The organism is Mucilaginibacter sp., from assembly GCF_039921305.1.
In the GTDB taxonomy this organism is placed as follows: domain Bacteria; phylum Bacteroidota; class Bacteroidia; order Sphingobacteriales; family Sphingobacteriaceae; genus Mucilaginibacter.
On the sequence record NZ_JBDSCA010000082.1, the window covers coordinates 161522 to 185705 of the forward strand.

Here is a 24184-nt window from a genome sequence, read left to right on the forward strand (position 1 = left end):
TAAATTATTATTAACTTTTTTTATAAACCGCGTACCACTTTAGTCCCGGTAGTGCGTCATCATACAAAAAGGGACAGCTATTACCAAACAATGGATCAAAAAATTGCCAAAGCACTGATCGACAAATACCTGGCGGGGGAATGCACGTCCGAAGAACAGGCACAGGTCGAAATCTGGTATAACCAATTAGCCGCCCGGCAAAAAGATTTGCTGGAATTGCCCGATTACGAAGTGCGCAATGCGCAGATCATGGCAGGCTTACCGCCTGATCCCGATGTCCAGCCCAAAGTCATCCGCTTATGGCCGCGTATCGCTGCCGCCGCGTCGATCCTGCTATTCCTCGGATTGGGATTTTATTTTTATCAGCAAAACAAGCACCAGCCTTCGGCTTTAATGGCCAAAAACGATATTAAGCCGGGTAGTAATAAAGCGGTCTTAACACTGGCTAATGGGCAGCGGATCATTTTAACCGGTGCCAAGAACGGCCACCTTGCTGCCCAGGGTAATACGGCGATCAATAAAACAGCCGACGGGCAGATAGCCTATGATGCCAAAGCTGGCAAAGACAACGCCGCTCCTAAACTCGCTTATAACACCATTACCACCCCACGCGGTGGGCAATACCAAGTGGTGTTACCCGACGGCAGCCATGTTTGGCTGAACGCCGCTTCCTCGATCACATTCCCTACCGCGTTCAAGGGTAAAGACCGTGAGGTAGCCATTACCGGCGAAGCGTATTTCGAGGTGGCGCATAATAAGGCCAAACCGTTCCGGGTAAGTTCCAATGGGCAAACGGTGGAAGTATTGGGTACGCATTTCAATATTAATGCCTATAACGATGAACCCGTAATGAAAACAACGCTATTAGAAGGTAGTGTAAGAATAACTAAAGGTAGCCGGGAAGCGCTGTTAAAGCCGGGTGAGCAGGCCACGATTGCGGACGCGGGTAATATCAGTGTGAAGGCCGTAGATACCGAGGATGTGGTTGCTTGGAAAGATGGATTATTCCAGTTCAAGAATACGGATTTGCCAATAGTGATGCGCCAATTATCACGCTGGTATGATGTGCAGGTCGAATATGAAGGAAAGATGCCGCAAACGGTATTTAATGGTAAGCTGCACCGAAACGTGAATGCTTCTCAGGTGCTGGACATCCTCAAATACTTCAATGTGAATTTCCGCATCGAAGGAAGCGGGAATCAAAAGAAAATTATAGTAACACCCTAATAGATTGATTAACCCTTAAAAACAGATTTGCCTATGGCTTAAGTTTACGAGAACAAAAGAGACAAATGGTTACAAAAGAAAAAACCGCAAGAGTGGTCGAAGACTCCTGCGGAAATATCCGGGTTAACCCCTCCCGACGGATCGGGATAAAAAACAATTGGTGAACTATTTTCTGTATTAACCCAAACATTGCAAATCTAATGAATTTAAACGCGATTACGATGGCAAAGCCGGAGGCATGGCCCCCTCCCCAGCGATCTCTGCCGAATGGCCCTGTTTTCACCCGGAATCTTCCGACCTTAAAAAGTATTTGGATGCGGATCAATTTAATTACCCTTCTTTTAATGATCGGGCTGCTACAGGCCAGTGCTTCGGTAGTGCTGGGCCAGGTTACGCTGAAGGAGAGCCATGCGCCTTTGGAAAAGGTGCTGCATACGATTGAAAAGCAAACTGGTTATGTTTTCCTGTACACGGGTAAGGATGTGCAAAGTTTGACGGTGAGCATAGAGGTGAGTAATGTGCCAGTTACCGAGGCTGTGGAAAAATGCCTAAAGGATTTGCCGCTAAGTTATAAGATGGTGGATAAGAATATCTTATTGAAACGGAAGGTTGTGGTGCCTGCGGTGGATAAGCCGGTTGTGCCGGTGAAGGTGTTAGGTAAGGTTGTGGATACTTTAGGTAAGCCTTTAGTTGGTGCGACGGTACTGGATAAGAATAGTAAAATGGCGGTGTTGACGAATGTTGACGGTGAGTTTGCGCTGAATGCGCAGGCTGGTGATCAGATCGCGGTTAGTTTCATTGGGTATAATGTTTATACGTTTTCGGTGACGGAGGGTATTGTGGTGCATAATGTGGTTTTGCGTGAGGGGGTAAGTCGGTTGAATGAGGTGGTGGTGAGTACTGGTTATCAGGAATTACCAAAAGAGCGAGCTACAGGGTCATTTGATATTATTGATAGTATGCTTATTAATCGAAGTGTAAGCACAAATATACTTGACCGTTTGAATGGTGTTACAAGCGGATTAATATTCAATCAAAACAAACAAAATCCTAATGGCAGTAATATTACCATCAGGGGAACAAGTACACTTTTCGCAAATGATCAGCCTTTAATTGTGCTCGATAATTTCCCTTATGAGGGAGATTTAGGCAATATTAATCCTAATGATATTCAAAGTATAACCGTATTGAAAGATGCTGCTGCCGCAAGTATTTGGGGTGTACGGGCTGGTAACGGCGTGATCGTAATTACTACTAAGAAAGGAAAGGCAAACACACCGCCACAGGTAAATTTCAATTCAAATATCACCATTGCCGATAAACCAAATTTATACTATACACCTCAACTTACGTCCGCCCAATACATCGGCGTTGAAAAATATTTGTTCAATCAGGGGTATTACTACAACGTAAGTGACGGCTATAGTGCCATTTCGCCAGCGGTAGCAATTTTGAATGCAAATCAAAACGGGCAACTTTCAACGGCCCAAATGAACGCACAATTGAATGCATTAGCGAATAATGATGTAAGATCAGACCTCGGTAAATATCTTTATCGTAAACCCGTTAGTCAACAATATGCCCTAAGCGTAGCAGGTGGCGGTAATTCCAATAAATATTATATATCAGCTGGCTTCGATGACAATCTTCAGCCTTTAGTTACAAATAGCTATAAAAGGGTGACATTAAACGCTAACAATACCTATTCCCTAATAAAGAACAGGCTGGAATGGACATCAGGAATTCAATTTACTCAAAGTACTACCAAACAAAACAGCAATAGCTTCGTACCTTCAAATCCATACGAGATGCTTAAAGATGCGTCCGGTAACAATCTTGCTGTCGTGAACGGTCTGCGTACTTCGTATATTGACACAGCAGGCGGGGGTAAGCTTTTGGACTGGAGGGATATACCACTAAATGATAATAAACCGAACCAGACAACCACTTTAACAGATTATCGGCTTAGTAACCAGGTTTCCTTAAAAATATTGTCGGGGTTACAATTATCTGCCTATTATCTGTATGAAAAAGGCACTACTGATTTCAACCAGGATAATACTGCAAACTCTTATTACACGCGCAATCTGGTTAATACCTATTCTCAGATAGACCCGGTTACAGGTTCAGTGACACAAATTTTTCCGGCCGGGGATATCGTTCTGAATGACAATAGTTATTATACCCTTAACACAGGTCGCTTACAATTAAACTTTGACCGGCAATTTGGCAGTGATCACCGGCTGACGGCTTTGGCTGGTTATGAGGTCAGTAGTTATAATAGCTTTGACAATAGTTTTACCCAGTATGGTTACAATCCGTTAACCGCGGTAAATGCAAACCAGTCAATTAACTTTGCAAGTGATTACCCGCAATTTTATGGTTATAACACTGGACAGATTCCTGCTGGCATAAACAGTAATGGCACTATTGATAGAAATCGATCTTACTTTGCCAATGCTTCTTACAGTTACAAAAAACGGTATATCATTTCCGCAAGTGCACGCCGGGATGAATCCAATATATTTGGTGTCAGTACGAATCAAAAAGGGGTTCCACTCTGGTCGTCCGGTTTGGCATGGAAGATCAATCAGGAATCATTCTATCATTGGGAGGCGATGCCATTATTATCTTTCAGAGCAACGTATGGTTATAACGGAAACACGGATAAATCGACGACGGCATACCTTACTGCTGTTTCATCAGGAGGACAAGTTAATTCTTTTAACGCACCTTATTCTGTAATTACTAATCCGCCTAATCCTGGTTTGAGGTGGGAAAAAGTCGGAGTAACGAATCTGGGATTGGATTTTGGATTAAAAAATGACCTGATAACCGGGTCAATAGAGTACTATATTAAAAATAGTACGGACCTTATAGCCAATAGTCCTGTTGCACCACAATCAGGCGTGACTCAGTTTAGAGGAAATTCCGCTGATATGCGTACAAGTGGAGTTGATGTCGTACTTAATCTTAAATTACTACAATCGCCATTTCATTGGGATGCAATGGTGCTTTTTAACTATAATAAAAATAAAGTCACTAAATACCAGGCAATTACTGGTACTGATGAGGAGATTGCACAGGGCAACTATTTGAACCCCTTAGTAGGCTATCCTCTTTATTCAATTTTTAGCTTTCCCACGACAAAACTGGATGCAAAAGGAAATCCTCAAGGTTATTTGAACGGGCAACTTAGCGAAGATTACGCATCCATCGTAAACTCAGCAAATCCATCAAATATTACCTATAATGGTTCCGCAACACCATTATATTTTGGAAGTATAATCAATAATTTCAGGTATAAAAAGATTGATCTTTCAATAGGTATCGGCTACAAATTGGATTATTATTTCCGCAAGACTTCATTGAATTATTCTACATTATTTAACGGCTTTTACCAACAAGCTGATTTTGCAAAACGGTGGCAAAAACCAGGAGATGAAAATACAACGACTGTCCCCGCTATGATTTATCCTAACGATCCAAACCGGGATCTCCTTTATACTTATTCAAATTCGCTGATTGACCGTGCGGATAATATAAGATTGCAGGATGTTAAATTAGGATATACACTGGATAAAAACTCAGCCCCAGGATTGCCTGTCAAAACGATCCAATTCTATGTTTATGCTAATAACCTGGCTATCCTTTGGCGGGCTAATCACGATGGACTCGATCCTGATTCGCCATTCGTTTCTCCAGCAACCAAATCGATTGCCTTTGGTGTCAGGGTTGGATTTTAATTTTAATGTACACAGTTATAAAATTATTTATATGAAAAATAACAAACACTATCAGAGCCTATTAACAGGCTTGATGCTGATTATTATAGGTATATCTTTCGGTTGCAAGAAAGATTTTCTGGACGCAAAGCCAAGTACTTCAATTATTAGCCCGACATCGCTGTCAGATTTTCAGCAGTTAATTGACAATGGCAATGTTAACAGGTCTTCATCTCTTCCGCAATTATCATGCGATGACTATTATCTAATTAATGAGGCAGCTTGGCAAGCAAGTACGCCAACCGAAAGGAACGCGTATTTATGGAGCAAAGATCTATTTGGCGGAGAAGTAGCCAGGAGCGACTGGAATTCACCTTATTTGTCGGTCTTTTATGCGAATAGTGTTTTGAACGGCTTAGGTTCTGTAACTGTCAATGCTACTAATGTAAATGAATATAATGACATTAAAGGTCAGGCATATTTTATAAGGGCGTTCGCCTTCTTTGATCTTGCCAAAAATTTCGCCCCTCCTTATGATCAGGCAACTGAAACAACTGACCTGGGCATTCCTCTAAGGCTATCGCCAAATGTTAACGAGATAATTCAACGTTCAAGCGTACAACAAACTTATCAGCAAATTATCAATGATTTAAGCAGCGCGTGTCAATTATTAAAGGGAGATGTTCCCGTGGTAAGCCGCAACAGGGCAAGTAAACCTGCCGCCTATGCGCTTTTTGCGAGATTGTATCTTAGCATGCGAAATTATCAGAAAGCAGAGGTTTATGCTGATAGCTGTCTTATTTTGTATAATCAGTTGATAAACTATAATACCGTTAGTAAAACTTCAACTACTCCATTCCCTAAAACAAACAATGAGAATATTTTTTGGGCTTTCGCCGCGGTCGGATATAATAATTCATTATATAATGCGCCGGCTAACTTAAATGTGGATACCGCATTGTTGGCCTCCTATGCACCTAACGATCTTAGGAGAAATCTTTATTTTATTACGGCTAATGGCTTAACAAAAGAGAAACGCGGCTATTCTGGGTATGGCTCACCATTTACAGGCTTGGCGACAGATGAGATATATCTTATTAAAGCAGAATGCGCTGCAAGACGGCAAGATGTCAATTCAGCAATGACTTATTTAAATGCACTTTTGGTAAACCGCTTTGCTAAGAATACTTATGTTCCCTACACGGCAGGCACGCCTAATTTAATTCTAAATACAATCCTGCAAGAACGACGAAAAGAACTGGTTTGGCGGGATGGTTTACGCTGGGACGATCTGCGCCGTTTGAATAAGGAAGGAGCAAATATTACGCTAAAAAGGATTCTAAATGGGGTCACTTATTCAATTCCACCAAATTCTCCATTGTATGTATTCCCTATACCTGATGATGAGATAATACTTAGTGGTATTAAGCAAAATGCACGCTAATTTATTTAATACATATTTACGAAGATAATATGAATATTATAAAAATAATTTTTATCAGCTTTTTAATCACAATGATATGGCTGCCTTTTAACGGTAATGCCATGCCTGACAGTGTAGTACTTGTCGGTAAGTTTTTAGATAAAACAAAAGATGGAGGAGTCTTTGAATGCAAGGTATTAACACCAGGTGCCCCTCTTGAAGGACAAAATATGTTTACTCAAACTTATAATACCACAATTGTTAATGGGCAATTCAGGTTAATCTTGCCTGTTGATTTCGATTGGTTTGATGCTACGTTTTCTTTGCTCGCAGGTGATGAAAAAACGCTAATAAATCAGGGTAATCCACTTGAAGTGACTTATATTTTGCACAAGGGCGAATTGATAAATATGTTGTTTCGCGACGACGGCTGGATCGATTTTAGTGGGACGGGAGCAACTCGTCTTTCCTGTCAGCAGAATATATATAGTTTAGGCCGATTACCGGCCGGTGCCAACGCCGCCTATAATCAAATATATAACTCAGCAAAGTATTCGGAGGCATTTAACACGTATGAGAAATTTCTTCAAATTCAGTTAGATATGAAACGAAACATACTGAAGGTATATCAAGATAGCATGCCATCTTTCATTTATGACCGAATTTGGTTGGACATTTTAGGACAAAGTGATTGGTCATGGTTTTATTCATTGTATATACACGGTTTGAGTAAAGATAGGGCAATGAGATACGTTTCCAGAGAGTTTGCTAAACAGTTACTTTCGGAAATGCCCCATGCCGATACCACTATTCAAGCCTCAAATTCTGCTTATTATGCAAATAGCGTCCTGTTACGAGAAGTAGTTGAAATTACATGCGGTCGAAATATTGATTCTTTAAGTAAAGTGACTTATCCTGAAATTTTTAATGCTATTAATAAACACTATAAAGGTAAGATGCGTAATAAATTGTTAACGCTTTCCTTAATCAATAAGCCTTATTTCAAAGGTGATATTTCTGATTTTATATCAAAATCGAAGGAAATCCTAAGTAATGATGAAAATAAAAATATTTTCATTCAATTGTCCACATCAATTAGTAAAGGTTCGCTTGCATTCCCTTTCAAGTTACCAGATGAAAAAGGAAATATAGTCTCGCTATCGGATTTACGGGGCAAAATTATAATCGCTGACTTTTGGTTCAATGGATGTTTAGGTTGCACACAAATTCCTGCGGCAATGAAAAGGGTTTACGAGAAATATGCATTGAACAAAAATGTAGTGTTTCTCAGTGTTAATGTTGACAAGCAAAAAAAATGGTGGGATTTAGGTCTTAAAAAAGGAATTTATACAATTCCTGGAGCTTTACACTTGTCATTATTTGGCCAAGGTACCGATCACCCCTTAGTTAAATACTACAATTATGATTCGTTTCCACAGCTATTGATCATAAATAAAAAAGGGGAAACTGCTTCAGCTTATCCAACTGACCCGCGTATTGATCACGGGGTGGGTATGATCAAAATAATAGAATCCTTGTTGTAATTTGAATAATTATAAGTTAAAAATGAATTTTATAAAAACACTAAAAAGTGGATTGACAGGCTTATTAATCATATGCACATTCCAAACTATTGCACAAAGGGTGAATTTTTCAGGAAATTGGCACTACAATAAAGAAAAAAGTGATCTTTCTGACCACCCAGCCTATTCATTTCCCGCCGAATTACAGGTAACAATGACGGCAGATTCAATTTTTATTGACGCTATAATTAATAAAGTAAACGAAAAAACGAGAAATACTGCGCCTGCTAAATATTCGCTTGACGGAACCCAAACAAAATATGCTCTTCAAGACAATTTAAAAAGACTGTCTTCTTGCCAAATTAGCAGTGATAAGAAAAGCTTATTAAAAAAATCAAAAACAACTCGGGCTGAAGAAACACTACGAACAGTTAATGAGCTATGGACTTTATCCGCCGATGGTAAAGTATTAAATATATCATTAACAGAACAAGACGACAATCAAGAGCCTTATACAGTAATAGGGGTTTTTGAAAACCAATTTCTATAAAAAGTTTAAAATTAGCTTTTATCGCTTAAATATCTTTGGCTGTAAATGTTGGGGTCAGAATCAGCAGCATATGAAGCAAGCCGAACCTTTTAGTCACCAATGGATATTACAGATAACTGCATATTCGCTGGTTTGGCCCTGCTGATTATTGTTTTGCTGTATATAATTATAAAAATGATCTGGAACCGCATCAATGGCCGTGACGAGCTGGATGGGTTCTTTTAAAATACTCCCTGTTCTTTTAGTTTTTCATTTCAGTTATGAGAAAAATAATAGTTAATTAATGATAAAGCGCCCGCTGATGGAGCGGCGGGCCTTTTTAAGATTCTTACGATGACGACCAGCCTATCAATTGAAGCGTTTCAAAATTACAGATATCTGGGCCTATTATTTATAAGCACCAATTACAATAGAATCAGCAAGAGGGCTTAATATGCGGTAAGGGTTAAACCCTATTTTATGACTGAAGCACTTGCTGTTTTTTTTGTAATAGAATATAAATTAACAGTTAAGAGATAAACGGCAAGAGGGCTTAATAGGCGGTAAGGACTAAAACCTATTTTATGACTGAAGCACTTGCTGTTTATCTATTAAATAGGTGACTGCAAAGAAATAAACAGCAAGAGGGCTTAATCCCCTGGCAGGAGTTGGACCTATTGCAGGACTGAAGCGCTTGCTGTTTAATTAAGATTGATAAATTAACAAGAAAGTTAAACGGGAAGAAGGCTTAATAAGCTGTAAGGGTTAAAACCTATTTCATGACTGAAGCACTTGCTGTTTAACCATTATATAAATCAACGGCATGGCGAATTATCCGGAAACTTAGGATTGTCCTCAAAAGAGGTACAACCTGTCGTTTATTTGAACTTATAACGGCATGGCACATTACCCGTAGTCTGAGGATCAAGACCTAACAAAAGACGTAATCCATGCCGTTAATTTATCTATGCTCGGTGTGAGGTATTAACCAGCAATCAAGGAAGATAGTCAGACCTATAAGTAAGCTATGCCGTTACTCCTACTATTTATTAATTATGAATATTAAACCTATAAATTATACTTATTTTATCGGCATCGATGTTTCAAGGAACAAGCTCGATATTGCAGTTATGGCTGGAAGTAATCTCTTGTTTCACCGGGAAATTAAAAATCAACCTGATGATATATTGTCCCTGGTAAATGAATTAAAAATATTACCAAAGTTTGTGATGACCAGGGCGGTGTTTTGCATGGAGGCTACTGGAATTTATTGTAATCATTTGCTTTCGACGCTGAGGAAGTTCCAGACGAATGTTGTGCGGGAAAATCCCTTGCAGATTTTAAATTCATTGGGAAAGATACGCGGCAAACACGACAAAATCGATTCAATGCGTATCGCAAATTATGCTTACAAGAACCGGCATGAATTGGTGCTGAAAACCCATCGGAGGCCGGTGATCGACCAATTAGCGTATTTATCCGCGTTGAGAAAGCGGCTTGTTGCCACGATCAAAGCTTTAAGGACTCCGCTGAAAGAGCAGCAAACTTTTATTAAAAAAAGCATACAGACACAGGTAACCGCCCTCTCAATAGATAGTTTGAAAGCTCTTGAACAAGATTTGGCGCGGGTAAACGAAGCTATTGTGCAGGTAATGAAGGATGACGATAAATTGCGGCATATAAACACGATTATTACCTCGGTTCCTAATATAGGGCAGATAACTGCGCTTCAGATTGTCATTGCCACGAATGAACTGCGAGATTTTAGCGATGCAAAGAAATTTGCCTGTTATGCAGGAATTGCTCCTTTCCGGGACGAATCAGGACTTCATAAAAACAGACCGAGGGTTTCCCACATCGCCAATAAAGAGATTAAGGCATTATTGCATTTGTGTGCGCTTGGGGCAATTCGCTGTAATCCTGAAATTAAAGCTTATTTTCTACGTAAAACCCAGGAAGGGAAACCTAAGATGTCGGTTGTGAATGCCGTTCGTTTTAAATTAGTGTTACGGATTTTCGCTTGTTTGAACCAGGATAGGTGCTATATAAAAAATTATGAGCGTCCAACTCATAGCATAATTCAGAAAAAAGTTGAAGCGGTTAATGATGTTCTGATGTAACCTGAAGGGACGTATAAAGACAAGAAAGATGGAAAGTAAGTTAGCTCGTGTCCCTTTTCAGAAAATGCTTAATGAGTTCCCCGTACAAGTTGTCAGGTTGAGCGAATTACCCCATTCCTCCTCTTTCAAACCTCATCGACATTCCTTTTATATGTTATTTTGGACAATTAAAGGGAAAGGCTATCACCGAATCAATTATCGTAGTTACGATTTGGTGCCGGGGACAGTCTTTTTTATGCATGACGGGCATGTTCACCAAATGCTTGAATATCCGGAGGACGGTTATATTATCTTATTCAAACAAACCTTGTTTGACGATTATCTGCGATCTAATCCGCAGGATGAGCAAAATGGGCTGTTTGATTATTTTAACCGGCAGCCATTTGTGTTTTTAGATGATTCCGTTACCGCAGTGTTCCAAGCGCTTATCCCTTTAACGGCGAAAGATGCATTAAATGAACCTTTTGGGCGTAGCTTAAATATCGACTTATCGCTTTTACTCTTTCAGACCAATCGATTATTTACTAATCCAAATCCTATTCAGGATAACACGAAGATTGAACTTCTACGCAAATTAAAAGTGCTTATCAATGCTCATTTTTGTACTCAACGAGATGCACCCTTTTATAGCCAGGCTTTGGGTTTGCCTGCACGAAAACTAAATGAAATTACAAGAAAGTATTTTGGTAAAATGGTTAAGCGTTTAGTTGCTGACCGATTGCTGACAGAATGTGAAGCTTTATTGGGCGGTACCAATATGCTGATAAAAGAAATCATTATTGATCTCAATTTTGCCGATAACGCACACTTCGCCTATTTTTTCAGGAGAGAAAAGAAAATGACACCTTCTAATTTTCGTAAGAAGATGCACGACTTACAACTAAATAAGACAGTTTGATAATGATTTAATGTGGGTTAATTTTTGAAATTTGGAATAGTTGGCGTTTGATCGACTTGCCCTATAACTCCCCTTAAAAGGAATTAAGGGAAGTTATAGCAGTACAACGTTTAGATATGAATAATAACTTCAAAAAATGAATATAACATACTGATATCCAAAGTCACTAAATAAAATGCCAACGAAACGGAAAGTTATTAAAATCAGGGACAGTGAACAGACCCAAAACGACTTGTTAAATTCTGTCGGCAAAGTTTTGGCGGAAAAGGGTTTCCGTGGATTAACTACTAAAAACATCACTACCTTAATTGGTAAGGATAAAAATATTATCCGCTACCATTTTAAAACCTTAAAAGAATTGGAAAAAGCTTATATCAATAAAATAGACTATTGGCCACCAGTTTTAAAGAAGGTTCAGTTGAGTGCTACTACAGATAAGAAAGAACTCGCCGGTTTGATTAACGGGATAATGCTGGAAAATTTCAGACAATTCTGTGATAACAAAGAAATGCAGCAAATTATCCTTTGGCAGATTAGTGAAGCTAACCCTTTGCTTAAATCTATTTCTGGCAATCGGGAAATTGAAGGTGAAAAACTGCTAAAATTAACCGATCCGTTTTTTGAAAATACCAACGTCAATTTCCGAGCTGTCATTGCGTTGTTGTTAGGTGGGATTTATTATCTGACGCTGCATGGTCGCTATAATAAAAGCACGGTAAGTGGCGTGGACATTAATAACGCGAAAGATAGGCAGCAATTAACAAAGGCAATTGAACAGGTCTTAGGATGGGCCTGGCAAGATGCTGATAAAAAAATAAACACAAAAAATTAGTTTACCTATATTTACGGAGGATTAAAAATGACAATACAACACAGAGATACGTTTCATTACATATAATATAACATTCGCATTCACCGTCTTTGGCCTTTGAAAAACCGCTAATTTTTAAAAGGAGAGCCAAGAGCAAGTGCAATGCCCGCTTAAACGCGGGCGTGCTTGTTCATGGCTCTCCGGGTTACTTAGCGGTACCTTCAAAGGCCTGAACATTCATTGCCCGCGTTTATGCTATAATCAGATTTCTAACTTAAAGATTATGGATTATGTTGTGGTTTTGGATAACGTTGTTTTTGACAATTGCTGTGATTAGTTTACTGCTGATTAACATTAAAATTCACAGAAGAAATAAGGCAGAAAGAAGGCTTAAAGCGCGGGAAGCTAAAGCCGAATTGGAAAAAGTATTTCAAATGAACTGTGAAGCAGCCGGGCTTACACCAAGGGTAATCGATACGGTGCGCTTGGTGCTTGACGGACGTACCTATAAAGAAGCCGCCGATATCCTATTTATTTCCGATAAAACAGTCGAATCACATATGAGCAACGCCTACTCTAAACTCGGGGTAAAGGGACAGCTCAATTTATACAAGAAACTCTACAGCCAAACCCTGAACCCATAAAGGGATACCCCTGAAGTGCTGATTTTCAGCCAAACCCCTATTGTTTTCATCTTGGTCAGCTTTCATCTTTGGTTAAAATTATTGCCTATGGAGAAATGCTACACGTTGCTGCCCTACGGTGGGGCGGCTGTCATTAGATGTCAAAATTATGTTTACACAATTTTATGATGAGCTGTATAAAAAGCTAATGGGATTTCTCAATGTTTTAACTGACAAAGAAGCTGATCCCGTAAAACGACTGTCCCAGGCTTTACAGGAAATTAAGACTGTACTGCAACAACTTAGGGAAAAAGTCTTGTCCCGCCCTTTCCCTTCTAAAGAAACCGAAATCTCCTTTTTCAAAAACATCAAACCTAAATTTTACGCTTGGCGTATTTTTCATTTGGAGTTGTATAACCTCGATATGAATAAGCCAGCGGGTACACGAGATATGTTGCTGGCATTTTATAAACATGAACTTGGTTTGGTCGAACGGTTCTTTAAGTTGAACGCTTTCCTTTATCACTATTTCAAGGCCGGGTTTTCAGAAATGGACGGAATGTATTTTATCCGGGGCGCAGAAATACCGACGGTATTACAACCTGAAATCCCTGATGCTGACCAGCAATTTTCAACGGGAATGGATTACTTATACGCCCGTTTTATGGCTTTTGAAATGCTGCAAAAAGAAATATTAGACCGCATGAACGGACTGGATGGCACCTTGCACCCTGTGGAACCTAAGAAACCCAAGCCCGTGCCAACGCTAAAATGGACGGGTAGCCACGTGAACTTAGTGGAGTTAGTGTACGGCTTATACTATACCATGCAATTAAACAACGGCCATGCCGATGTAACCGAGATCGTGAATTTAATGGAAGATACTTTTGGCATTAAACTTCGGGATGCCCACCATTCTTTCGTTGAGATACGTCGCCGTAAAGTCGATAGCCCGTCCCGGTTTTTGGAACAGATGGCCGCAGCCATACAGCAACGCGTAGAGGACGATTTAGACTATAAGCCCCAACTGAAAAAAGCACTCAAAGCACAAAAAGAGGGTGATTAAGTAGCTAACATACCCATGCCGTTCCCATGATGGGAAAGGAAAATCGTGGGTCTGGAAACCTTTGTTGCGTTCCCGGCAATGTCGCCGGGAATGTAAAAACAAAGGTTTATGTTGATACATTTTGGGTGGCCCGTATTCGGGCTTTGTGCAGGGATTTTCCTGGTGGTTTACTTCATCGTTATTACCCGGCTGTATTTCAGGGAAGATGCCAAATCGTTCTTTAACAAACAAGAAAAGCAGGAAACAGGCGAGGAAGAAACGCCGGAGCTGGCGGGAGCGGTTGCCCCTGAACGGGGTTTATCAAATGTCAGTCTGAACGATCTGGACTTTGGCAGGGAGGAACAACAAGGGGATGTACCCGATCTGTTGGAAGAACTGAAATGGTTTTTCGACCAGGCTGCAAAGGATGGGGTGGAGCAAAAGGAAATCTTATCGCTCTTATTGCCCATACTGGAACCGCATACCGAACTGTTGCAAGGGGAGCGCGGAAAAGCGATCCGTGAGTTCATGAAGGCGGAATGCCTGGAACAGTTAGGTTATGAATTGCCGGAAAAGCGCAATACTATCCTGCATAGCGGGGGACTTGCCGTATTGCTGGTGTTACTGTCGGTCGCTGCACAGGCGCAGGATGGCAATTCGGGCATTCAGCAGGCGACCACGATGGTCAAAGGCTACTTTGACACCGGCTGTAACCTGATGTACGCCATCGGTGCGGTAGTCGGCATCGTTGGGGCAATCAAGGTTTATCAAAAATGGAATGCTGGCGAACCCGATACCGGCAAGGTAGCCGCTTCGTGGTTTGGTTCCTGCATTTTCTTAGTGGTCGTTGCTACCGTTATCAAATCATTTTTCGGGTTATGAGCAGCATTTATCAGATCAACAAGGGTATTAACAAGAGTATTGAGTTCCGCGGATTGCGGGCTCAATACATCGGTTACTTAGCAGCGGGTTTGGTAGCCCTATTGATTTTATTCGCGGTTTTATATATCGCCGGGGTCAACACGTATGTCTGCCTGGTCGTCATCTTTGGTGCAGCCAGCGCATTGATCTTTTATACGTTCAGGCTCAGTAATAAATATGGCAAATATGGCCTGATGAAAAAACGCGCCAGACGGCAGCTACCAAACTACCTCAAATTCCGCTCACGGAAACTATTTATTCACCTTAAGCAAAACGCCTCATGATTGAAATAGAAAAAATATTGCCGATCTACAAAGTTGAACATGATGCGTTACTATCGGCCTATGGTGATATAACCGTCGTCTATGAAGCCGGGCTGCCGGACATCTTTACGCTGTCGGGAACGGACTACGAAACCTATCACCAATCCTGGGTAAGCGCGATCAGGGTGCTGTCGAAACATACCATCGTGCATAAAAAGGATGTGTTTTCCCGTAACCATTACCGGGGCGAAGGAACTAACAAAAGCTTTTTGGCTGCCGCAGCAGACCGTCATTTTGAGAACCGCCCTTATTTGGATCACCGATGCTATATCCTACTGACGAAAAAGGCCGAAGACCGCAAAGCGGCCAGTAGCGGTTATTCCGGTTTGATGCGAAAAAGCATTGTGCCCAAACAGAGCACCGATTCCCGCCTGTTGCCGGAGTTTTTGGAAAAAGCAGGACAATTCGAGCGCATTTTATCGGATAGTGGCTTTGTTAAATTACGTAAGCTGACCGATGAAGAACTGGCGGGGACGCAAGTTGCGGCGGGCTTATTGGAGCAATATTGCTTCAACTTGGGCGCTGGTGAGCGTCCTATGATTAAAGATGTGCACCTGAAAGACCGTTTGCAAATTGGTGATCAATTCGGCCAGGTATTTACATTAGGTGATGCGGAAGACTTGCCTGCTTTATGCGGTAGCCGCGTTGATTACGACAAGTACAGCACCGACCAAACCCGCTTTCCTATTGGCTTTTCCGCCGGGCTTAATTTGTTGCTGGACTGCGATCACGAGTACAACCAGTACATTTTTATTGATAACGCGCAGAAAACGATGAAGCTATTGGAAGCGAAAAAGCGCCGCCTGCAATCGCTCTCCGCTTACAGTCGGGAAAACGCCATTTCCCGCGATGCCACTAATGATTTTTTGAACGAGGCCATTAGCCAGGGCCGGTTACCTGTCAAAGCGCATTTCAACGTAATTGCCTGGACGCAGGATAAAGAAGAATTACAGGACATCAAGAACCTGGTGGGTTCGGCTATGGCTAAGATCGGTGCAACCGCCAAACAGGAAACCGACGGCGCAGCACAAATCTGGTGGGCAGGTATTCCCGGCAATGCCGCTGACTTTCCGGCCAATGATACGTTTGATACTTTTTTGGAGCAGGCGACCTGCTTTTTGAATTTGGAAACCAATTACAGCAGCGACCCACCGGCGAGCGGTATCCGCTTTTGCGACCGGTTGAGTAACAAGCCCGTTTATGTAGACTTGTACGATCTGCCGCGACAACGAGGGTTAACTTCTAATATGGGTACGCTGGTCTGCGGCACATCTGGTGGCGGCAAATCCGTAACGGTTAACCATATCCTGCAAACCTTGTACGACCAGGGCGCACATTGTGTGGTTATTGATATTGGCGGCAGTTATAAGGGTTTGTGTGAATTAGTAGGTGGATATTACTTCACTTACGAGGAAACCGATCCTATCCGGTTTAACCCCTTCTATTTGGCTGAAGGCCAAATATTGGATACCGAAAAGAAAGAAAGCCTGAAATCACTATTGGTTGCCTTATGGAAACAGGAGAATGACAGCTTTAACCGAAGTGAATATGTGGCATTATCCAATGCCTTGCAGGGTTATTACCAATTCTTAGCGGTAAGTCCAACCGTGTTTCCTTGCTTTAATACCTTTTACGAATACCTCGAAGAACATTATACGGAGGTGTTAAAAAGCCACCGGGTCAAAGACCGGGATTTTGACCTCGACAATTTTATGTATGTGTTACGGCCTTATTACAAGGGCGGGGAATTTGACTACCTATTGAATGCTACCGCGAACCTCGACTTATTGAATCAGGCTTTTGTGGTCATAGAGTTGGACAATTTGAAGGATCATCCCGTTTTGTTCCCGGTAGTTACCCTAATTATAATGGAAATGTTCATCTCCAAGATGCGCAAGCTAAAGGGTGTCCGTAAAGTATTGTGTATAGATGAGGCCTGGAAAGCGATCTCTAAAGCGGGCATGGCCTCGTTTGTTCAATACGCCTTTAAGACCATCCGCAAATTCAACGGTGTACCGATGGTGGTTTCCCAGGAAGTGGACGACCTGATCAGTTCACCTATTATTAAAGACGCGATCATCAATAATGCCGACATCAAGATATTGATGGACATGCGCAAGTTCCTGTACAAGTTTGACAAAGTACAGGATGCGTTAGGCTTATCGGATAAAGCCAAAACTATCACGCTTTCGGTTAACAAAGATGACCGGGAAATCCTGATCGATATTGGCGGTGTGGTTACCAAAGCGTACAAGAATGAGCTTTGCCCCGAAGAACTTTATGCCTTTACCACCGAGGGCAAGGAACGGGTCAAGGTTCAGGAATATGCCGCCCAATACGGCAGCATGGAAAAAGGCATTACCGCCTTAGTTAACGAACAAAAATTACTTACCAAATCTAAAAACTGATGAAAGTATATCTTTTTATGGCAGGCTTGCTGTTACTATTTGCGGCCTGCACCCATTCGCAACAGGTGACCAATTTTATACCCGGCATTTATGCCAATCATGCCGAAAGCGCTTACAGCGTTGCCGATGATACGCTCATCGTTACAGGCGAAAATGGCAATGCCAATAATTACCACATTATCCGCAGGACAACATTCTGGCGTAAAGAGGGTAATAAAAAACAGCCGCCGCAGCACAAGATCAAAAACTATACCGCCGTTTGGGATAATAGCAAACAGGTTTTGCAGATCACGCAGAACGGCGGCCTCTTGCTGTTCCGGCCGGATGAAAACAAACTGCTGATGGAAAACAGCGAATACCGAAAACTTTAAACCTACAACTATGAAATTTTATAAGATCGTGCTGCCCGTCAGTATGGTAGTGGTATTGATTACCCTTCCGGAGCAAAAGGCCAATGCGCAATTTGTCATCGGTGAAGTATTGAACCAAACCGTCGGTAAGATCATCCGGGCCATTGACCTCAGTGTTCAGCGGGCGCAGAACCAAACGATATGGCTACAAAACGCCCAAAAGGTGATCGAAACCCAATTAAATCAATTGAATTTAAGCGAGATCGCTGGTGTTGGCCAGCAGCAAACGGACTTGTTCAGCAAGTATTATAACGAGTTATTCGAGGTGAAAACGTTGATAAGCGACTACGAACAAGTCAAGAATATTACCTTACGGCAGGAAATGTTGGTGAAGGAATACCAAAGCGCCTGGGCGTTGACACAAGAAGATGAAAACTTTTCCGCTGCCGAATTGCAGCACATTTCTGCGGTCTATTCAGGCATACTGGATGAAAGTGTAAAGAATCTGGATCAGCTTATGGTGGTCATTAATTCTTTTAAAACCCAAATGACAGATGGCCAGCGCATGGAGATCATTGACCATATCTCCAAAAAGATCGATGGCAATTACAATGACCTTAAACGTTTCAATAACGAAAACATCCTGTTAAGCCTGGGCAGGTCAAGAAGCTCACAGGAAACTCAAAGCATCAAAAACTTATATGGTATCCATTAAAAAGACAATCATCCTGCTATTGTTAGCTGCAACACCCATTTTAGGCAAAGCGCAATCTTTCAGTTTCGGTGATTTGTTCGGGCAGGCCAATAAGCAAAAGCAATATTACCTGCAACAGATTTTAGCCTACAAGGCTTTTGAATCCGAATTGAAGCAAGGATATAACGTGATGAAAAACGGGTTAAGCGGTATTCGCGACATTAATACCGCCGAATTAAATGCGCACAACGCTTATTATACTTCGCTCAAACAGCCGGGCAGTTCGGTTAAAAACAGTAATCAGGTAGCAGACATATTAAACTGGCAAACGGAAATAAACGAATGCTTTGCGCCATCTTTTACCGGTCTTACGGCAGATGAGCAAACCTATGTAGGGACAGTAAAAACCTATTTGCTGCAAGATTGCAACACTGACCTAACAGAGCTGCAAAGCCTCTTACAGAGCGGAACTTGGCAAATGACGGATGATGAACGCTTGAAACGCCTTGCCAAAATTCATGCGGACATGCTGGATAAATATGAGTTCAGCCGAAGCTTTAGCAGTGCGATCCGGCTATTAACCGCACAGCGACAACAGGATTTAAACGAAACACAAACATTAAAAAGCATTTATGAAACACCTTAAATTTTTGGTGATCGCTATGGTGCTATTATGCACGGCGGTCACTACCCAGGTCAAGGCGCAGACGGAAGACCTGACCCAACTGATTTTAGATATTGAAAAGTTGACCCAACTGAAAGGCATCCTAACCGATATGAAAACCGGTTATGACATTATCAACGGCGGATACAACGAAGTCAAGCAAGTTGCCAGTGGCAACTTTAACCTGCATTCCACTTTTTTAAATGGGTTGTTGATCGTTAGCCCCGCAGTAGCGAATTATGGCAGGGTCGCCGACATCGTTTTAAAACAAGGTTATATCGTTACCGAGTACCAGCGGTATTACGGACAGTTTAAAAATAGTGGCACATTTAATGGCGACGAAATCGCTTACCTCGCCAATGTTTATACCACACTGTTACAGCAAAGCCTTCAAAATCTCAGCCAGTTGACTGATATTCTCATGGCGGGTAAGTTGCGCATGAATGACAACGAGCGGCTTCGGGCGATAGATCATATCTACGCTGATACCGACGATAAGCTCACCTTTCTGCGAAACTTCGACCAGCAAACGGCAATCATGGCCGCGCAGCGGCAGCATGAAGTAAACAATCTATCCACCGTTCAAAAACTTTATTGATATGGATAATCTGACAGGCTTACAAGCCACCTTAGAGCAGGTATATAACCAGATGTTGCCTCTTTGCAGTTCCTTGATTGGCACGGCGCAGGGATTGGCAGGTTTCGCAGCATTATGGTATATAGCCTCGCGTGTCTGGCGGCAGATTGCCGCCGCCGAACCGATTGATTTTTACCCCTTATTGCGCCCGTTTGCGTTAGGTATCGCTATTATGCTTTTTCCAACGGTGATCGCGGTAATGAACGGTGTGATGCAACCCGTAGTCAGTACCACAAACGCAATGGTTTCGGATAGCAATGCAGCTATCGCCACGCTCTTACAGCAAAAGACCGAAGCGGAGAAGAAAACACCATCTTACCAAATGTATGTTGGCGCGGACGGGGAGGGAAACAGGGATGCCTGGTATAAATATACGCATCCCGACGACCCAAATGATAGTAACGAGGGTATGATCGGCAGTGTCGGCAACGATATGAAATTCGCAATGGCGAAAGCATCTTACAACTTTAAAAACAGCATTAAGGAATGGATGTCCGAGGTATTACAAGTATTGTACGAAGCTGCCGCTTTATGTATCAATACGGTACGGACTTTCCAATTAATTGTGCTGGCGATATTGGGGCCATTGGTATTTGGATTTGCGGTCTTTGACGGTTTCCAGCATACCCTTACAGTCTGGATGGCGCGTTATGTCAACGTGTTTTTATGGTTGCCGGTTGCCAACATCTTCGGTAGTATCATCGGTAAAGTGCAGCAAAATATGCTGGCTTTGGATATTGCGCAGATCCAAAGTACAGGTGATACTTTCTTCAGTTCGACGGATGTGTGTTACCTCATTTTTTTGGTCATTGGCATTGTTGGGTACTTCACGGTGCCGAGTACCGCCAGCTATATCGTTAACGCGGGTGGTGGCAACACATTAGTTAACAAGATTAATAGCATGGTCATTAGTTCTTCACGTTCAACCACATCTGCGATGTCCGGCGGTATGCAGGCCGATGCTTACGGCAACCAGCGCGAGAACGTTTCGCAAAGTATGGCCGATAATTCTTTAAGTAAAGGCTATTTCAAAGACAAGCCGGACAATGGCTCAAATTATCAAAAAGACAAATTAGGAGGCAAGTAATGTTCACACAAACCAAAAATATCGACACGGTTGCCAGGCTCAACCGGCGATTTAATATCATGCTCATGCTGGTAACCGCCACCATTTTATGTTTCGGTATTTACAAAAGCTATGATTTTGCCGACCGTGCCCAGAACCGGGTACGTATCTTGTATAACGGTAAAGTACTGGAAACTTTCTTATCCGACCGTAAACACTACAAACCGGTAGAATTGCGCGACCATATCAAAACATTCCACGAAGATTTTTTTAACCTGGTGCCGGATGATAAGCAGATACAGGTTACCATCACCAAAGCACTTTATTTAGCGGATGAAAGTGCCAAGCGGCAATACGACGACTTGCGCGAACATGGTTATTACGCCAACTTGATCGCAGGTAATATCAGCCAGCAGGTGAATATAGACAGTACCGTTTTGGACATGAACCAAGTACCTTATGCGTTCACCTGCTATGCCACTGAAAAATTAGTCAGGGCGACCAGTACAGTAACGCGCAAACTCGTTACGCAAGGTAAAGTCCGGGAACTAAACAGCGAAACGGATAACAACCCGCACGGTTTTCTGATCCAGAATTGGGAGGTTATCAGTAATAAGGATATTGATTCACTAGCCGCTAAACCATGAAAACAGAAGTATTGGCCAGCCGTATCGCTGGCCGGATCATTCGCAAGCAAACACAGATCGCCGGCTATTTAAACCGAAAAACACAGCATTGGAATAAGCAATCAAAGCTAATCGCACTAACACTATTCGTGCTACTGTTCGGTGGCCTGTGTATTTATTTAATCATTAAATCCATTTAATATGCAAAACAACATTCAATTTCAAAGAAAGCGCAAAGCACTGTTAGTGCTGCCGTTTATTATTGTCGCCTTGTCCGCCTTGTGTTTTTATGCTTTAGGCGGCGGCAAGGAAAGCAAGCCGGTTACGGCTGCAACAAACCAGGGTTTAAACACCACGTTACCATCGGCCCAGTTTGACAAACACGAAAAAGCCAAAGATAAAATGAGCTTTTATACGCAGGCTACATTGGATTCCGCCAAGCAGCAATCCAATAACAACAGCCCCTTTCTAAAGCAGTTAGGTTTTAAATCAAAGGAGAATACCGAACAGGTAACCTCAAATTCAGCACTCACTTCGGCTTACGCCGACCCTAACGTGGTTAAGATCAATCAAAAATTAGCTGACATCAATCGGCAGATCAGCCAGCCGCAAACGCCACCTGTTTTACCGGTTTCGGTGACTAACAAACCCGTTGCAGATAAGACTTTGACCGACCAGGTAACTAAGTTGGAAACCCTAATGAAAAGCATGAACAACAGCCAGGGCAGCGACCCGCAGATGCAGCAGTTGAGTAAAATGTTGGAACAGATACAGCAAATTCAACACCCCGAATTAGTGAAAGCCGACACCAAGACCGCTGCCCCGACCGATAATCCTTTCAAAGCCGTTAGCGCCACAATTGATGGCAAACAAAAGGTCAGGCAAGCTGGAGCCGTCAAACTTCGTTTGAACGATAGCCTGATCGTTAAAGGCCAAATCATTCCGAAAAGTTCGCCGGTTTACGGCACCGCCAATATTACCAATCAAAGGCTGTTAATTTCCATTAAAAATATTCGTTTAGGACAGTCTATTATTCCGGTTGACCTCGCTGTTTATTACACCGATGGGATGCCGGGCATTCCGGCACCGGAAGCTGAATTTGGCGAAGCCGCCGCCGGTGGCGCAGATAACGCTATGCAAAGCATGGAATTTTTGAGTATGGATCAATCATTGGCGACCCAGGCAGCAGCAGGTGGAATTAGCGCGGCCAAAACATTATTCAGTAAAAAAGTAAAACGTATTGTAGTACATCTCAAAAACGGCGATGCAGTATTACTGCGCAACAATCAAATCCATTAATACCAATCCATTATGGCAGTCAACGAAAATAATTTAACTTACAACAAGAATCTACTGGAAAAATTAGGTTTTGGTAAGGCGCTACACGACCCGCTTGAAAAATTTATTATTCAGCAGCAACCAGAAATCAAGCTGAAACACGAAGCCAGTCATTTTAAGGACAACGTGGAATACACCCTTCATTTCCGTAAATCGGATACGACAGATATGTATTTCTTTAACAGGTATGAGGCTACACTGAAAAGTAACGACGAAGCTTTTAACCGTACCCAATCCTTTCAGATACGCAATGGCAACAACATTACCGCCCAGGAATCTTTTAACCTCATTTCCGGCAGGGCTATTAACAAGGAACTGTTTACCGTTAATGGCGACCGTTACGAAGCCTGGCTGAAATTGGACTTTTCACAGAAAGATAAATACGGTAACAACGAAGTGCAGCAGTTTCACCAAAACTACGGTTACGACCTGAATAAAGCCTTAAATAAATTTCCGATCAAGGAGTTGGAAGATGCCGACCAAAAAGGTCAACTCATGGCATCATTAAAAAAAGGCAATATGCAGCAAGTTACCATAGAGGTAGACGGCAAGGAAAACAAAATGTATGTCGAAGCCAATCCCCGTTTCCGCACCCTCAATGTCAAAGACGAATTGGGTAACACCGTCAAACGTGACCGCGTGGAAAAGAAAGACCTCACTAAAACACAAAAACTGGACGAAGCCCTAAACAAAGACAAATCCCAATCCCAAAAGCAGGGTAAGAGTAAAGGAATGTCCGTCAGTTAACCTTAAATATAATTAACGTCCCGGTTTTCCGGGTATTATTCACCATAAAAAAACAATAAAATCATGTCAGCATTTCAAAAATTAAAAGACTTAGTGGCAGCCACAGAAGCAAACGCAAACGCATTCCACACCAAAGGCAACAAAGCTGCGGGCACTCGTTTACGTAAAGCCTATCAGAAGATCAAAATTCTTGCGCAAGCAGGCCGCGCTGAAGTCACCGAACAAAAAAACAAAGCAAAATAACCCTTTAACAACTGTTTGGGTAAAAAGGCCGCCAACAATGGCGGTCTTTTTATAATTAATTATACCAGTTTTAGCTGCAACACAATCCTGCTTACCGCACTTTTAAATTTTCGTATAGTAATCCTGTCTTGGTTAAACTCAGAAAAGTCGGTTGAATTAATTCTTTTTAGCTCTTCTATATTCTCCCAGTACTCGTCAGCTTTTTCAATTGGCCGAATTTGATTTTTCGCAACCGTAAATAGA

Annotated in this window: 24 protein-coding genes and 1 pseudogene; 24 read left to right on the plus strand and 1 reads right to left on the minus strand. The window is 42.0% G+C overall.

Annotated features, from left to right (window positions below):
• The first annotated feature begins 90 nt into the window (after positions 1–90).
• The 24 genes from ABIN91_RS24900 to ABIN91_RS25015 all read left to right on the plus strand — a co-directional run bounded on the left by ABIN91_RS24900 (position 91) and on the right by ABIN91_RS25015 (position 23941).
• Positions 91–1227 (plus strand): FecR domain-containing protein, encoded by a 1137-nt coding sequence (locus ABIN91_RS24900; protein ID WP_348054485.1) that lies wholly within the window; start codon positions 91–93, stop codon positions 1225–1227.
• A 344-nt stretch (positions 1228–1571) separates the two neighbouring features.
• The gene (locus ABIN91_RS24905; RefSeq protein ID WP_348054487.1) at positions 1572–4973 is read left to right on the plus strand and encodes a SusC/RagA family TonB-linked outer membrane protein; all 3402 of its coding nucleotides are present in this window, start codon (positions 1572–1574) and stop codon (positions 4971–4973) included.
• Between the two features lie 31 nt (positions 4974–5004).
• Entirely contained in the window at positions 5005–6396 is a 1392-nt protein-coding gene (locus ABIN91_RS24910; RefSeq protein WP_348054489.1) for a RagB/SusD family nutrient uptake outer membrane protein, read from the plus strand.
• A 29-nt stretch (positions 6397–6425) separates the two neighbouring features.
• Positions 6426–7919, plus strand: a complete 1494-nt coding sequence (locus ABIN91_RS24915; RefSeq protein ID WP_348054491.1) for a thioredoxin-like domain-containing protein — start codon at positions 6426–6428, stop codon at positions 7917–7919.
• Between the two features lie 22 nt (positions 7920–7941).
• Positions 7942–8448, plus strand: coding sequence for a hypothetical protein (locus ABIN91_RS24920; RefSeq protein WP_348054493.1), 507 nt, complete (start codon positions 7942–7944; stop codon positions 8446–8448).
• A 99-nt stretch (positions 8449–8547) separates the two neighbouring features.
• A complete protein-coding gene (locus ABIN91_RS24925; protein WP_348054494.1) occupies positions 8548–8673 on the plus strand; it encodes a hypothetical protein in 126 nt (41 codons plus the stop codon).
• 809 nt (positions 8674–9482) lie between these two features.
• Complete coding sequence (locus ABIN91_RS24930) at positions 9483–10547, plus strand: transposase (RefSeq protein ID WP_348054496.1); 1065 nt, start codon at positions 9483–9485, stop codon at positions 10545–10547.
• Positions 10548–10575: 28 nt separating this feature from the next.
• On the plus strand, positions 10576–11445 hold the full coding sequence (locus tag ABIN91_RS24935; protein ID WP_348054498.1) for an AraC family transcriptional regulator: 870 nt from the start codon (positions 10576–10578) through the stop codon (positions 11443–11445).
• Positions 11446–11620: 175 nt separating this feature from the next.
• Positions 11621–12277, plus strand: coding sequence for a TetR/AcrR family transcriptional regulator (locus ABIN91_RS24940; RefSeq protein WP_348054500.1), 657 nt, complete (start codon positions 11621–11623; stop codon positions 12275–12277).
• Between the two features lie 269 nt (positions 12278–12546).
• Entirely contained in the window at positions 12547–12900 is a 354-nt protein-coding gene (locus ABIN91_RS24945; protein WP_348054502.1) for a helix-turn-helix transcriptional regulator, read from the plus strand.
• A 187-nt stretch (positions 12901–13087) separates the two neighbouring features.
• A complete protein-coding gene (locus ABIN91_RS24950; protein WP_348054504.1) occupies positions 13088–13945 on the plus strand; it encodes an RteC domain-containing protein in 858 nt (285 codons plus the stop codon).
• A gap of 567 nt (positions 13946–14512) precedes the next feature.
• Positions 14513–14806, plus strand: coding sequence for a DUF4134 domain-containing protein (locus tag ABIN91_RS24955; RefSeq protein ID WP_348054537.1), 294 nt, complete (start codon positions 14513–14515; stop codon positions 14804–14806).
• Positions 14803–15129, plus strand: a complete 327-nt coding sequence (locus ABIN91_RS24960; RefSeq protein WP_348054506.1) for a DUF4133 domain-containing protein — start codon at positions 14803–14805, stop codon at positions 15127–15129. Before ABIN91_RS24955 ends, ABIN91_RS24960 begins: the two co-directional genes overlap by 4 nt.
• Complete coding sequence (locus ABIN91_RS24965) at positions 15126–17576, plus strand: TraG family conjugative transposon ATPase (protein WP_348054508.1); 2451 nt, start codon at positions 15126–15128, stop codon at positions 17574–17576. Before ABIN91_RS24960 ends, ABIN91_RS24965 begins: the two co-directional genes overlap by 4 nt.
• Entirely contained in the window at positions 17576–17947 is a 372-nt protein-coding gene (locus tag ABIN91_RS24970; RefSeq protein WP_348054510.1) for a hypothetical protein, read from the plus strand. The genes ABIN91_RS24965 and ABIN91_RS24970 overlap by 1 nt, the downstream gene beginning before the upstream one ends.
• A 10-nt stretch (positions 17948–17957) precedes the next feature.
• Positions 17958–18641 (plus strand): conjugal transfer protein TraI, encoded by a 684-nt coding sequence (locus tag ABIN91_RS24975; RefSeq protein ID WP_348054512.1) that lies wholly within the window; start codon positions 17958–17960, stop codon positions 18639–18641.
• Positions 18628–19266 carry a hypothetical protein gene (locus tag ABIN91_RS24980; RefSeq protein ID WP_348054514.1) on the plus strand — a complete coding sequence of 213 codons (639 nt, stop codon included), beginning with the start codon at positions 18628–18630 and terminating at the stop codon, positions 19264–19266. The genes ABIN91_RS24975 and ABIN91_RS24980 overlap by 14 nt, the downstream gene beginning before the upstream one ends.
• A complete protein-coding gene (locus ABIN91_RS24985) occupies positions 19253–19882 on the plus strand; it encodes a TerB family tellurite resistance protein (RefSeq protein ID WP_348054516.1) in 630 nt (209 codons plus the stop codon). Before ABIN91_RS24980 ends, ABIN91_RS24985 begins: the two co-directional genes overlap by 14 nt.
• Before the next feature lies 1 nt (position 19883).
• Entirely contained in the window at positions 19884–21008 is a 1125-nt protein-coding gene (gene traJ / locus ABIN91_RS24990; protein ID WP_348054521.1) for a conjugative transposon protein TraJ, read from the plus strand.
• Positions 21008–21634, plus strand: a complete 627-nt coding sequence (gene traK / locus ABIN91_RS24995) for a conjugative transposon protein TraK (RefSeq protein ID WP_348054523.1) — start codon at positions 21008–21010, stop codon at positions 21632–21634. The genes traJ and traK overlap by 1 nt, the downstream gene beginning before the upstream one ends.
• Positions 21631–21813: a hypothetical protein gene (locus ABIN91_RS25000; protein ID WP_348054524.1), complete on the plus strand. Its 183-nt coding sequence runs from the start codon at positions 21631–21633 to the stop codon at positions 21811–21813. Before traK ends, ABIN91_RS25000 begins: the two co-directional genes overlap by 4 nt.
• A 1-nt stretch (position 21814) precedes the next feature.
• Positions 21815–22912, plus strand: a complete 1098-nt coding sequence (traM, locus tag ABIN91_RS25005; protein ID WP_348054525.1) for a conjugative transposon protein TraM — start codon at positions 21815–21817, stop codon at positions 22910–22912.
• Positions 22913–22924: 12 nt separating this feature from the next.
• Positions 22925–23698 (plus strand): hypothetical protein, encoded by a 774-nt coding sequence (locus ABIN91_RS25010; protein ID WP_348054527.1) that lies wholly within the window; start codon positions 22925–22927, stop codon positions 23696–23698.
• 63 nt (positions 23699–23761) lie between these two features.
• A complete protein-coding gene (locus tag ABIN91_RS25015; protein WP_348054529.1) occupies positions 23762–23941 on the plus strand; it encodes a histone H1 in 180 nt (59 codons plus the stop codon).
• A 59-nt stretch (positions 23942–24000) separates the two neighbouring features.
• Here the strand turns inward: ABIN91_RS25015 and ABIN91_RS25020 are convergent.
• A pseudogene (locus ABIN91_RS25020) lies at positions 24001–24184 on the minus strand (molecular chaperone Tir); the annotation flags it as partial.

Bases quoted from the DNA above. Each gene is read 5' to 3' on its own strand.
- ABIN91_RS24930 (WP_348054496.1), top strand. From the start codon at position 9,483: ATGAATATTAAACCTATAAATTATACTTATTTTATCGGCATCGATGTT.
- traM (WP_348054525.1), top strand. From the start codon at position 21,815: ATGCAAAACAACATTCAATTTCAAAGAAAGCGCAAAGCACTGTTAGTG.
- ABIN91_RS24920 (WP_348054493.1), top strand. From the start codon at position 7,942: ATGAATTTTATAAAAACACTAAAAAGTGGATTGACAGGCTTATTAATC.
- ABIN91_RS24900 (WP_348054485.1), top strand. From the start codon at position 91: ATGGATCAAAAAATTGCCAAAGCACTGATCGACAAATACCTGGCGGGG.
- ABIN91_RS24985 (WP_348054516.1), top strand. From the start codon at position 19,253: ATGAAACACCTTAAATTTTTGGTGATCGCTATGGTGCTATTATGCACG.
- traK (WP_348054523.1), top strand. From the start codon at position 21,008: ATGTTCACACAAACCAAAAATATCGACACGGTTGCCAGGCTCAACCGG.
- ABIN91_RS24970 (WP_348054510.1), top strand. From the start codon at position 17,576: ATGAAAGTATATCTTTTTATGGCAGGCTTGCTGTTACTATTTGCGGCC.
- ABIN91_RS24975 (WP_348054512.1), top strand. From the start codon at position 17,958: ATGAAATTTTATAAGATCGTGCTGCCCGTCAGTATGGTAGTGGTATTG.
- ABIN91_RS24950 (WP_348054504.1), top strand. From the start codon at position 13,088: ATGGGATTTCTCAATGTTTTAACTGACAAAGAAGCTGATCCCGTAAAA.
- ABIN91_RS24980 (WP_348054514.1), top strand. From the start codon at position 18,628: ATGGTATCCATTAAAAAGACAATCATCCTGCTATTGTTAGCTGCAACA.
- ABIN91_RS24960 (WP_348054506.1), top strand. From the start codon at position 14,803: ATGAGCAGCATTTATCAGATCAACAAGGGTATTAACAAGAGTATTGAG.
- ABIN91_RS24940 (WP_348054500.1), top strand. From the start codon at position 11,621: ATGCCAACGAAACGGAAAGTTATTAAAATCAGGGACAGTGAACAGACC.
- ABIN91_RS25000 (WP_348054524.1), top strand. From the start codon at position 21,631: ATGAAAACAGAAGTATTGGCCAGCCGTATCGCTGGCCGGATCATTCGC.
- ABIN91_RS24905 (WP_348054487.1), top strand. From the start codon at position 1,572: ATGATCGGGCTGCTACAGGCCAGTGCTTCGGTAGTGCTGGGCCAGGTT.
- ABIN91_RS24935 (WP_348054498.1), top strand. From the start codon at position 10,576: ATGGAAAGTAAGTTAGCTCGTGTCCCTTTTCAGAAAATGCTTAATGAG.
- traJ (WP_348054521.1), top strand. From the start codon at position 19,884: ATGGATAATCTGACAGGCTTACAAGCCACCTTAGAGCAGGTATATAAC.
- ABIN91_RS24910 (WP_348054489.1), top strand. From the start codon at position 5,005: ATGAAAAATAACAAACACTATCAGAGCCTATTAACAGGCTTGATGCTG.
- ABIN91_RS25010 (WP_348054527.1), top strand. From the start codon at position 22,925: ATGGCAGTCAACGAAAATAATTTAACTTACAACAAGAATCTACTGGAA.
- ABIN91_RS24925 (WP_348054494.1), top strand. From the start codon at position 8,548: ATGGATATTACAGATAACTGCATATTCGCTGGTTTGGCCCTGCTGATT.
- ABIN91_RS24915 (WP_348054491.1), top strand. From the start codon at position 6,426: ATGAATATTATAAAAATAATTTTTATCAGCTTTTTAATCACAATGATA.
- ABIN91_RS24945 (WP_348054502.1), top strand. From the start codon at position 12,547: ATGTTGTGGTTTTGGATAACGTTGTTTTTGACAATTGCTGTGATTAGT.
- ABIN91_RS24965 (WP_348054508.1), top strand. From the start codon at position 15,126: ATGATTGAAATAGAAAAAATATTGCCGATCTACAAAGTTGAACATGAT.
- ABIN91_RS25015 (WP_348054529.1), top strand. From the start codon at position 23,762: ATGTCAGCATTTCAAAAATTAAAAGACTTAGTGGCAGCCACAGAAGCA.